A 10,111-nucleotide genomic window follows, 5' to 3' on the forward strand; every position below is an offset into this window, starting at 1 on the left:
CGTGCTCGGGCAGCAGGGCCGCGAACTGGTCCCACAGGGGTTCGAGCAGGCATGATGGCAGGACAGGCACGAGCCCTCCGGTGATCACTGAGCGTAGAGAACTCCATGATCGCCCCGGCTCGTGCCTGCTCTGCGTCCGGGGCACCCAGCCGATCACCCAACACGCCTACTGCCGGACTCTCTGAGTCCGGGGCGATGAAGTTCCGGGGCGGTGAAACATTCTCCGTACCCCACCGCATCGACAGGGAGAGAGGGCGGCACACCACAGGGGGAGCGGATGGGACAGTCCAGGGCGGACGGGTACGCGGAGTTCGCCGCGGGGCGGGCCGGGCAGCTGTACCGGTCCGCGTGTCTGATGGCGGCGGGGGACACGCACCTGGCCGAGGACCTGGTGCAGGAGGCGCTGGGGCGGATCTACGTACGGTGGGGGCGGGTGTCGCGGGCCGACAACCCGGCCGCGTACGCGCAGACGGTCCTCACCCGGGTGTTCCTCGCGCACCAGCGCCGCCGCAGCAGCGGTGAGCGGGTCACGGCCGTCCTCCCCGACCTCCCGGCCGTCCAGCGGTCGGACGACCCGCTGCGGCTGACCCTGCTGGAGGCGCTGGCCGACCTCACCCCGAAGGACCGCGCGGTCGTCGTCCTGCGCTACTGGGAGGACCGCTCCGTCGAGGAGACGGCCCACGCCATGCACACGACGTCCGCCGCCGTCCGCACCCGCAGCACCCGCGCCCTGCGCAGACTCCGCGAACTGCTCGGCGAGAGCCTCGGCGAGTACGCGCGGCCCTGACCCCGCGGCGCCCCCAACTTCCCTGAGCAGAGAGGTGGTTCACCATGTCCGATGCCTTCGAGCGCGACCTCGCCGACGTCCTCCGCCGCACCGGCGACTCCTTCACCCCCGACGCCGCCGACCTCGTCGCCGGCGGTGTCCGACGCGGCCGTACCCGCCGGCTGCGGCAGCGGTTCGCGGTGATCGGGGGGAGCGTTGCCGGGGTGGCGGTGCTGGGGTTCGGGGGTGCGCTGGTGGGGTCGCCCGACGCCGCTCCACCAGACCCCGGCGTTGCCACGACGTTGCCGCCCGGCCTCGCCGTCGAGCAGCAGGACCTCACCGGCACCCTGCGGAAACTCCTCCCGCACGGCACGTTCACCCGGACGGCGAGCCAGGGCGCCGGCGCGAGCGTGACGGGTGTGTTCGACGACGGGAACGGCGCCGCCGGGATCAGAGTCACCCTGACCAACGGCGACGCGGCCGACATCACCTGCCCGGACCCGGCCCTGCGCGCATACGACCACTGCTCCACGCGACGCCTCGCCGACGGGTCCCGAGTCGCCGTCTTCCAGGGCTTCCAGGAGCCGAACTCCCTCCAGGAGATCAGAGTCTGGTCCGCCGACCTGATCACCCCGGACGGCGGCCACGTGAACGTCACGGAGTGGAACGCCCCGGCGGAGAAGGGCGAGCCGGTCACCCGCGCCTACCCCCCGCTCTCCCTCGACCAGTTGACGAACCTGGTGACGGCGCAGGAGCTTCGCGACATGGCCGACACCCCTGAGTGAGGTCAGCCGGACGGGAACAACCGCGCCGACGCGGCCTCCCGGAAGGCGGCCACGAGACGGATCTCCGCCCGGGACAAGTCGTCCAGCGAGCGCAGCGTCTCGTCCAGATGCCGCGCCCACTCCGGCTCGGCCCGCCATGTCTCCGGGTTCGTGCGCAGGATGGCGGACAGCAGGTCGCCGGCGTAATAGCCGTCGCCGGGATCCTCCGTGGCGCTCGCGCGGAGGAGATCGAGAGCCAGGGGGAGGAGCCAGGGGAGACCCTCGCGCTGGCCGATGAGCCGCCGTACGTTGTCCTCGGTGAGGTCCTGTACGGGGACCTTCCGCAGCGCGTGGACACTCCGTACGAGGTTCGTGCTGCCGTCGGGAGCGTCGGGCCAGCGGTGTCCTTCGAGTTCCTCGATCGATCGGCGTTTGTTGACGAAGTCCGAAAGCATGCCGTCACAGTAGGCGGCCTTGAGGGTGTGCGCGGTGTGGAGTGCGTGTGGCGTCAAGTTGCCCGGATTTGCTGCGAATTACCCGATGGTGGCCCGGAGAAGAGTTGGTTACCGGCTCACGAAAGCTGTTCTCCCGGTGGTGAGGCGTGGATACAGTGCTGAGGTAGTCACGCAGTGAAGTCATTCCGGTGCACCGGGGAAAGGCCGGTGTGCCGGACGCGGGAAATCGGGGAGCGCGCGTGCCAACTGCCATTGCGGTGACCGGCGCAGGGCTTGCGCTGCCGGCGCAGGACGAGCGGACGGTGCCCGCCGTCGTGCTGGACGGCATCGAACGGCAGCCCCTCGACGAGGCGGTGGCTGCTGTGCAGGGGGTTGTCGACAGTTACGGGCATCTGGTTGTCGTGTGCGCCAAGGCCGCCCCCGCCGGTGTCGTCCAACGGCTCCACATGATCCGGTCGTTGCTGGAGAGCGACCGGATCGCGCTGTTCCAGCCCGACCTCCCTCCGCTGGGACTCGCCGTGCTGGCCCGCCAGTTGAGGCAGCTCGCCTCCTGTGACCTGGGCCCCGGGGTACTGGCGTCGGCGGGGAGACTGCTCACGCACTACATCCACGCGGGCGCCCTGCTCGGCTCTGTGGCCCGCCTCGACCACGTCCCGGTCACCCTCACCTCGCACGCCCGCTCGTGGGTCCCCGGCAGCCAGTTCGCCGTACTCGCCCACCCGCAGCAGCAGTTGGTGAAGGCGGGACCCGGAGTCACCGTCCCAGGGCCGGAGTTCGGCACCTGGCTGCTGCTCGCCAAGGGCCAGCTCCCCTCGGAGTGGGTGACCGAGACCCTCGCCCCGGCCTGGCGCACGCAGGGCCTGCGTGAGACGACCCTGTCCGCCGAGTCGACGCGGTGGTGGGGGACGAACAAGGTCGTCGAGTTCTGCGCGTACCTGCCCGACCTGTCGGTCCTGTACCAACTGGTCACCTCCGTACGGCAGTCCGTGTGCCACTGGTGCGGCATCGACGTCATCGGCGACCGCTGCGTCTTCTGCTCCGCCACCCCGCCCCCCGTCCCCGAACCGGCCCGCGCGCTCAACCCGGGCGGCCCCCGCCACGCACTCCCGGCCGGCTAGCCGCAGCGCACCACCCACCCCGTCCGCTCGACCCGACCCCCCCAACGAGGTTGCACGGCTCATGAACTCCCGTCAGCGCCGCGGCGTGATCCTTCTCCTCCTGTCGGTCCTGTGCGCCCTCGGCGCCTTCGCCGGCGTGCTGTCCGTCGTCGACGACGTGAAGTCCAAGGTCGGCCCCGAGGTCACCGCCTACCAGGTCAAGAACGACGTGGCGCCGTACACCGCCCTGTCCGCCGGACAGTTCGAGAAGATCTCGATGCCGAAGCGGTGGCTCTCCGACAACGCCGTCACCGACCTCTCCGCGATCCGCGGCAAGATCGCCGTCACCACCCTGCGCGCCGGCTCCCTCCTCCAGAGCGACATGATCGTCGACCAGCCCGCCCTGCGCCCCGGCGAACAGGAGGTCGCCATCATGATCGACGCGGCCACCGGCGTCGCCGGGAAGATCACCGCGGGCGCCTCCGTGAACGTGTACGCCACCTTCGAGGGCGCCCGCGACGCCGACCCGGACGTCTCGAAGATCATCGTGACGAACGCCCGGGTCCTGGACGTCGGCAAGATCGAGGCCCTCGAACCGGACCGCGACAACCGCGCCACCGGCCCCACCCAGGCCGTCCCGATCACCTTCGCCCTCTCCACGCTGGACGCCCAACGCATCACGTACGCAGAGTCGTTCGCGAAGCGGGTCCGCCTCGCCCTGGTCGCGCCCGGCACCGACACAGCCGTCCCGCAGAAGGACCGCACCTACCAGCTCACCACGGACAAGTGAGAGGCCGCCGCCCATGCCCACGAGGATCCTCCCGGCCGTCGGCGACGCGGACGCGGTCCGCTCACTCGTCTCCCTGCTGAGCCAGCTCCCGAACGCCGAGCCGGTCCCGCCGGTCACCGACTCCACCGGGCTCGTCGACACCCTCGCCCGGCTGGCCGCCGAGTCGGTGGACGAACTCCCCGAGGTCGTCGTCGTCCACGAACGCATCGGCCCCGTACCGGCGTTGGAGCTGGTCCGGGAAGTCGCCCTGCGTTTCCCGGCGGTGGGTGTCATCCTCGTCACCACCGACGCGTCCCCCGGCCTCTTCTCCGCCGCGATGGACGCCGGCGCCCGCGGCCTGATCACCTTCCCCCTCGCCTACGACGACCTCGCGACCCGCGTCCAGGCCGTCGCCCAGTGGTCCACCGGCGTCCGGCGCCATCTCGGCGGCGGCACCGACGTGTTCACCGGACCCGGTGGCACCGTCGTCACCGTCAGCGGCGCGAAAGGCGGTGTCGGCACCACCCTCACCGCCGTCCAACTCGCCCTCGCGGCACAGGCGTCGGGCCGCTCGACCGCCCTGTGCGACCTCGACCTCCAGACCGGCGACATCGCCTCCTACCTCGACGTCCAGTTCCGGCGTTCCGTCGTCGACCTCGCCGCGATCACCGACATCTCCCCGCGCATCCTCGCCGAGGCCGTCTTCCGCCACGACACCGGCGTCGACCTCCTCCTCGCCCCCGGCGACGGCGAACGCGGCGAGGAGGTCACCGACCGGGCCGCCCGGCACATCGTCGGCGCCCTGCGCGCCCGCTACGAGGTCGTCGTCGTCGACTGCGGCGCCCAGCTCAGCGGCGCGAGCGCGGCGGCCGTCGAGACCGCCGACACCGCCCTCCTCGTCACCACGCCGGACGTCGTCGCCGTCCGGGGCGCCAAACGGACCGTCCGCATGTGGGACCGGCTCCAGATCCGCAAGGCCGAGGAGACGACCGTCGTCGTCAACCGGCAGTCCCGTACGAGCGAGATCCAGCCCGCCCTGATCCAGAAGATCACCGGAACGGCCTTGGCGGCCACGGCGGTTCCGGCCCACTTCAAGGAGCTCCAGGCGGCCGTCGACTCCGGCCGTCTGCACGCCCTCGACCCCAAGGGGTCGGTACGGCAGGCGCTCTGGGCGCTCGCCGGTGAACTCGGGCTCGTCAAGGCGCCCTCCGAGGGCGGCGAGCGGCGCCGGGCGCGGGGCGGGGACCGGGGGTCGGCGGGGCTGCGGCGGCGGAAGGAGTGAGCGCGATGAGACGCAGACTCAGCGGCGACCGGGGGCAGGTCGCCATCGAGTTCACCGGCATGCTCCCCGTCATCCTCGTCACGCTGATCGCCATCTGGCAGTGCGTGCTGGTGGGTTACACGTTCACGCTCGCGGGGAACGCGGCCGACGCGGCCGTCCGGGCGGGGGCGGTGGCGGATCCGGGGGCGCGGCCGGGGGCCTGTGAGCAGGCGGGGACCAAGTATCTGCCGGGGGCGTGGCAAGGGGGAGCGGAGGTGGACTGCGGAGGTACGGGGTTCGTCACCGCGACCGTCAAGCTCCAAGTCCCCGTGCTCTTCCCGGGAGTTCTCTCGCTGCCGTTCTCGGTCAAGGGGCATGCGGGGGCCGTCGAGGAAGAGGACGGCAAGTGACGCGCCGCAGAGACCGGGGCCAAGTCGCCATCGAGTACCTGGGGTTCCTGCCGATCCTGCTCGTCGTCGGGCTGGCGGTGGTGCAGTTGGGGATCATCGCGTACGCGGGACAGCAGGCGGGGACGGCCGCGCGGGCGGGGGCCAGGAGCGCGTCACGGGGGCACGACGCCCAGCAGGCGTGCCACGACGCGGTCAGCGACTGGCTCGCGGGCGGCACCAGTTGCGTCTCCGCGAACCTGGGCGACGACGTCCGCGTCACCTCCAAGGTCGACATCCCCTCCGTCTTCTTCGGCTGGGGCGGCTTCGGCCCCGCGCAGCGGACCGCGACCATGCCCCTCGATGACCGAACGGAGTCCCCATGAGCCTCAGGGCACGCGTCAACACCCCCGAGGAGAACGGCAGTCGGGGTGAGGACGGCCACCTCGTCGCGACGTACCGGGCGAAGCTCCTGGAGGAGATCGACCTCGCCGAGATGACGGCGCTGGCGGCGGCCGAACGCCGGGCCCGGCTCGAACGCGTCCTCGGCCACATCATCAGCCGCGAAGGCCCGGTCCTCTCGACCTCCGAACGGGCCAGGCTGATCAGGCGAGTTGTCGACGAGGCCCTCGGGCTCGGCATCCTGGAGCCGCTCCTCGAAGACGCGTCGATCACCGAGATCATGGTCAACGGGCCGGACGCGATATTCGTCGAACGCGGCGGCAGGGTCGAGCAGTTGCCGCTGCGGTTCGCCTCCGCCGAGCAGCTCATGCAGACCATCGAACGCATCGTCTCCACCGTCAACCGCCGGGTGGACGAGTCGAATCCGATGGTCGACGCCCGCCTCCCCTCCGGCGAGCGCGTCAACGTCATCATCCCGCCGCTCTCCCTCACCGGCCCGATCCTCACCATCCGCCGCTTCCCCCGCTCCTTCACCCTCCACGAACTCGTCGGCTTCAACTCCCTCGACGAACACATGCTGTTCCTGCTCGCCGGGCTCGTGCAGGCCAAGTTCAACGTGATCGTCTCGGGCGCCACCGGCACCGGCAAGACGACCCTCCTCAACGCCCTCTCCGGACTCATCCCCGAGGGTGAGCGGATCATCACCATCGAGGACTCCGCCGAACTCCAGCTCCAGCAACAGCACGTCGTACGGCTGGAGTCGAGGCCCCCGAACGTCGAGGGCAAGGGCCACATCACGATCCGCGACCTGGTCCGCAACTCGCTGCGCATGCGGCCCGACCGGATCGTCGTCGGCGAGGTCCGCGGCGGTGAGTCCCTCGACATGCTCCAGGCGATGTCGACCGGCCATGACGGTTCCCTCGCGACCGTCCACGCCAACAGCGCCGAGGACGCCCTCACCCGGCTCCAGACGCTGGCCTCCATGTCCGACGTCGAGGTCCCCTTCGTCGCGCTGCACGACCAGATCAACAGCGCCGTCGACGTCCTCGTCCAGCTCACCCGGTTCGCCGACGGCGCCCGCAGGATCACCGAGATCGCGATCCTCGACAGCCACGGCGGCGAACCGTACCGGCTCGCGACCGTCGCCCGCTTCGACGCGCTGCCGATGTCCTCCGACGGCCGGATCCACGGCAGCTTCCGCTACTTCCCCCTCCCGCGCCGCACCGCCGACCGCCTCTACATGGCGAGCCAGCCCATCCCCCAGGCGTTCGGCGTGGCCCAGACCCCGGCCGAACTCGCGATCCGAGAAGCACGCTAGGCAGGACGACCCCATGGACCTCGACAACCTCACCGCGCTGACGACCGGCCTGACCGTCCTCGGCCTCACCCTCGCCGTCGCGGGCCTGCACACGTACGCCACCGGCCGGGCGCAGCGCGCCGCGCTCGTCGACCGGCTCTCCTACACGGGCCAGTTGCCGTCCTCGGGGCGCCGTCGCCGCTTCCGCGACCTCGACCGCCGGATCCGCCGCACCGGCCTGGGACGCCGTCTGGAGCACAGGCTCACGACGACCGGACTCGACGTCACGCCGGGGGAGTTCACCGTCTACCTGCTCGGCGCGGTCGCCGGAGTGTGGCTGATCACGCAGGCCGTCCTCGCACCCTTCTTCGGGCCCATCGCCGGGCTCCTCGCGGTCGGCGGGGCCTTCCAGTTCCTCAACTGGCAGCGCCAGAAACGGATCGAGCGGTTCATCAACCAACTCCCCGAACTGGCCCGCATCCTGGCCAACGCCACACAGGCCGGGCTCGCGCTGCGCACCGCCATAGGGATGGCCGCCGAGGAGCTGGAGGCGCCCGCCGGGGAGGAACTCGCCAAGGTCGCCAACCAGTTGGCGGTCGGACAGTCCATGGACGAGGCGCTCGGCGAGCTGGCCGACCGGCTGCCGTCGCGTGAACTCGTCGTCCTCGTCACGACGTTGGTGCTGTCCAACAAGGCCGGTGGCCAAGTGGTGGGCGCGCTGCGGAACTTGACCGAGACGCTGGAGGAACGCAAGGAGACGCGGCGGGAGATCCGTACCCAGCTGTCGCAGGTCAACCTCACCGCGTACGCCGTACCCCTCCTCGGGGTCGGGTCGTTGTTCCTCATGGACGGGGTCAAGGAGGGGGCGCTGGAGCGGATGACCGGGTCGACGGCTGGGCAGATCTCCGTCCTGGTGGCCTTCGGACTGTACGCCGTCGGGTTCGTCCTGATCCGGCGCATGTCCCGGATCGACGTCTGAGCAAGGGGAGTTGGAGAGATGGCTCTGCTGCTCGCGCTGCTGATGGCGGTCTCCGTGTGGGGTGCCTTCACCGGCATCCGCATGTACCGCGCGGACGTCAAACTGCCCCCCGATCTCGCCCTCGCGCTGGAGGTCGGCGCGACACGCACCGGCGCGGTGGACTCCCTCGTCGACCGGATGGGGATGCGGTACGCGCCCGCCGTCCTGCGGCTGATGGGACCCCGGCTCGTCGCCAAGTACCGGCGCCGCATCGACCTCGCGGGCAACCCCGGGGGCCTGACCATCGACCGGTACGCCGCCCGGCGCGCGGTCTACGGCACGCTCGGTGCCGTCGGCGCACTCGTCTTCTTCCTCCGGGGCAACCCCCTCATCGCCCTGTTCATGCTCGCGTTCGGCGCGGTGTGGACCGAGGTCGGCATCTGGTCCGCGATCCGCGTCCGCAAGGACGTCATCGAGCGAACCCTCCCTGATTTCCTGGACGTTCTCGCGGTCGTCGTCAGCGCGGGCCTCGGCTTCCGCCAGGCCCTCGACCGCGTCGCGACCCGCTACGAGGGCCCCTGGGCGGACGAGATCCGCATCACCCTGCGCCAGATGGACCTCGGCATGAGCCGCCGCGAGGCCTTCGCGGAACTCCGCCGCCGCAACGACTCCGAGCAAGTCGCCATGTTCGTCACGGCGTTGCAGCAGGGCGAGGAGCTCGGCGCACCCATCGTCGACACCCTGGTCGCCATCGCCAAGGACATGCGCCGCACCGACGCCCAGAACGCCCGCCGCAAGGCCGCCCGCGCCGTCCCCCGCGCCACCCTCATGATCACCACGTTCATGGTCCCCGCCACCATGCTCCTCCTCGGCGCCGGCCTACTCCTGGGCTCCGGCACCGACTTCAGCACGATCACGGGTGAATAGGGGGCGGGGATGGGGGAGTTCTGCCGGAAGGGGGTGAGCGGGATGAGCGAGACGCAGAGGACGAAAGGGAGTTGGCCGACCGAGGAGACGGGCGGCCCGAGCCGAGGCGGATCCGGCCTAGGCGCATCCAGCGCGGACGACTCCGTCGCGGGCCGACCGGACGCGCACGACACCGACAGGGCGGCCGACGCCGTCGATCCGGCCTCGGCCGCACCACGATCCCCCGAGCCGCCCACACACGCCTCCCGCACGCCGGCCAAGGGCGCGGCACAGCCCGGCGGGGAGCTCCCGAACGGCCTCCGCGTCCCGGTCCCCGAAGCGTCCAGGTCGCCCGAGGAACCCGTGCACGCCCCCGACGTCCCGCCCCCTCCCCGGAACCACCCACGCCGCTTCCCCTCCCCGACCACCCTCCTCCGCCTCTCCTCCCACCCCCCGAAGCGCCCCGCCCCCCTCGCCCTCCAGATAAACGCCCTCCAGGCCATGTCCCGGCAGGTGTTCGGGTTTCGGCTGGCGATGATCGCGCTGGCCGCGCCCGCCGCGCTGCTGCACGCGGCGCCCGGGGTGGGGGTGAGGCTCGTCGGGACGGCCGTCGTCGTCACGTTCATGGTGTCGTACGCGTTGCTGCGGGACTGGGAGAAGTTCGGGCCGCTGTTGTTGCGGCATCCGAGTTTGCTGGCCGTCGACACGTTGCTGGGGTCGCTGCTGCTGGTCTCCGCCGGGCCCGACACGACGCTCGCGTACGTCAGCGTGTGCACGCCGCTGCTCGCGGGGATCGTGTACGGGTGGCGGGGCGCGGCGTTCTTCGCCTCGGCGCAGGGGCTGATCCTGCTGCTCGTCTACACGACGCTGCACGCCCGTTCGGGCGCCTCGGTCGCGGAACGGCTGCTGCTGCCCGGCTTCTGTGTCATCACCGGCGCGCTGGGGTCCGCCCTGCGGGGGCTGATGCTGCGGTTCGGGGAGGCCACGGAGGCCCTCGCCGAGACCCGTGCGCGGCTCGCCGCGGCCGAGGCCGTCGCCGCCGAACGCGCC

At 71.5% G+C, this 10,111-nt stretch carries 11 protein-coding genes and 1 pseudogene; 11 read left to right on the top strand and 1 reads right to left on the bottom strand.

The window, feature by feature from the left end:
• The first annotated feature begins 277 nt into the window (after positions 1-277).
• Both ACVNF4_RS26425 and ACVNF4_RS26430 read left to right on the top strand, forming a co-directional pair.
• Positions 278-787 (top strand): SigE family RNA polymerase sigma factor, encoded by a 510-nt coding sequence (locus ACVNF4_RS26425; RefSeq protein ID WP_461805372.1) that lies wholly within the window; start codon positions 278-280, stop codon positions 785-787.
• A gap of 44 nt (positions 788-831) precedes the next feature.
• Positions 832-1,551, top strand: a complete 720-nt coding sequence (locus ACVNF4_RS26430; RefSeq protein ID WP_461805373.1) for a hypothetical protein — start codon at positions 832-834, stop codon at positions 1,549-1,551.
• Between the two features lie 2 nt (positions 1,552-1,553).
• On the opposite strand, the gene ACVNF4_RS26435 is transcribed toward ACVNF4_RS26430, so the two are convergent.
• Positions 1,554-1,985 carry a contact-dependent growth inhibition system immunity protein gene (locus ACVNF4_RS26435; protein WP_461805374.1) on the bottom strand — a complete coding sequence of 144 codons (432 nt, stop codon included), beginning with the start codon at positions 1,983-1,985 and terminating at the stop codon, positions 1,554-1,556.
• Between the two features lie 239 nt (positions 1,986-2,224).
• Here ACVNF4_RS26435 and ACVNF4_RS26440 point away from each other — a divergent pair, with 239 nt between their 5' ends.
• The 9 genes and pseudogenes from ACVNF4_RS26440 to ACVNF4_RS26480 all read left to right on the top strand — a co-directional run.
• Positions 2,225-3,103, top strand: a complete 879-nt coding sequence (locus ACVNF4_RS26440) for a hypothetical protein (protein WP_461805375.1) — start codon at positions 2,225-2,227, stop codon at positions 3,101-3,103.
• Between the two features lie 61 nt (positions 3,104-3,164).
• Positions 3,165-3,872, top strand: coding sequence for a Flp pilus assembly protein CpaB (gene cpaB / locus ACVNF4_RS26445; protein ID WP_461805376.1), 708 nt, complete (start codon positions 3,165-3,167; stop codon positions 3,870-3,872).
• Positions 3,873-3,885: 13 nt separating this feature from the next.
• Positions 3,886-5,133, top strand: coding sequence for an AAA family ATPase (locus ACVNF4_RS26450; RefSeq protein ID WP_461805377.1), 1,248 nt, complete (start codon positions 3,886-3,888; stop codon positions 5,131-5,133).
• Between the two features lie 5 nt (positions 5,134-5,138).
• The gene (locus tag ACVNF4_RS26455) at positions 5,139-5,522 is read left to right on the top strand and encodes a TadE/TadG family type IV pilus assembly protein (protein ID WP_461805378.1); all 384 of its coding nucleotides are present in this window, start codon (positions 5,139-5,141) and stop codon (positions 5,520-5,522) included.
• Entirely contained in the window at positions 5,519-5,884 is a 366-nt protein-coding gene (locus tag ACVNF4_RS26460) for a TadE/TadG family type IV pilus assembly protein (RefSeq protein WP_461805379.1), read from the top strand. The genes ACVNF4_RS26455 and ACVNF4_RS26460 overlap by 4 nt, the downstream gene beginning before the upstream one ends.
• Positions 5,881-7,218 (top strand): CpaF family protein, encoded by a 1,338-nt coding sequence (locus ACVNF4_RS26465; RefSeq protein ID WP_461805380.1) that lies wholly within the window; start codon positions 5,881-5,883, stop codon positions 7,216-7,218. The genes ACVNF4_RS26460 and ACVNF4_RS26465 overlap by 4 nt, the downstream gene beginning before the upstream one ends.
• Before the next feature lie 13 nt (positions 7,219-7,231).
• On the top strand, positions 7,232-8,176 hold the full coding sequence (locus tag ACVNF4_RS26470; protein ID WP_461805381.1) for a type II secretion system F family protein: 945 nt from the start codon (positions 7,232-7,234) through the stop codon (positions 8,174-8,176).
• Positions 8,177-8,194: 18 nt separating this feature from the next.
• Complete coding sequence (locus ACVNF4_RS26475) at positions 8,195-9,082, top strand: DUF5936 domain-containing protein (RefSeq protein ID WP_461805382.1); 888 nt, start codon at positions 8,195-8,197, stop codon at positions 9,080-9,082.
• A gap of 42 nt (positions 9,083-9,124) precedes the next feature.
• Positions 9,125-10,111: pseudogene (locus ACVNF4_RS26480) on the top strand (hypothetical protein); the annotation flags it as partial.

This window comes from Streptomyces sp. S6, assembly GCF_054880855.1.

Excerpts from the sequence above, each read along its gene's own strand:
- ACVNF4_RS26425 (WP_461805372.1), top strand. The coding sequence starts at position 278 with ATGGGACAGTCCAGGGCGGACGGGTACGCGGAGTTCGCCGCGGGGCGG.
- ACVNF4_RS26430 (WP_461805373.1), top strand. The coding sequence starts at position 832 with ATGTCCGATGCCTTCGAGCGCGACCTCGCCGACGTCCTCCGCCGCACC.
- ACVNF4_RS26435 (WP_461805374.1), bottom strand. The coding sequence starts at position 1,985 with ATGCTTTCGGACTTCGTCAACAAACGCCGATCGATCGAGGAACTCGAA.
- cpaB (WP_461805376.1), top strand. The coding sequence starts at position 3,165 with ATGAACTCCCGTCAGCGCCGCGGCGTGATCCTTCTCCTCCTGTCGGTC.
- ACVNF4_RS26450 (WP_461805377.1), top strand. The coding sequence starts at position 3,886 with ATGCCCACGAGGATCCTCCCGGCCGTCGGCGACGCGGACGCGGTCCGC.
- ACVNF4_RS26455 (WP_461805378.1), top strand. The coding sequence starts at position 5,139 with ATGAGACGCAGACTCAGCGGCGACCGGGGGCAGGTCGCCATCGAGTTC.
- ACVNF4_RS26465 (WP_461805380.1), top strand. The coding sequence starts at position 5,881 with ATGAGCCTCAGGGCACGCGTCAACACCCCCGAGGAGAACGGCAGTCGG.
- ACVNF4_RS26470 (WP_461805381.1), top strand. The coding sequence starts at position 7,232 with ATGGACCTCGACAACCTCACCGCGCTGACGACCGGCCTGACCGTCCTC.
- ACVNF4_RS26475 (WP_461805382.1), top strand. The coding sequence starts at position 8,195 with ATGGCTCTGCTGCTCGCGCTGCTGATGGCGGTCTCCGTGTGGGGTGCC.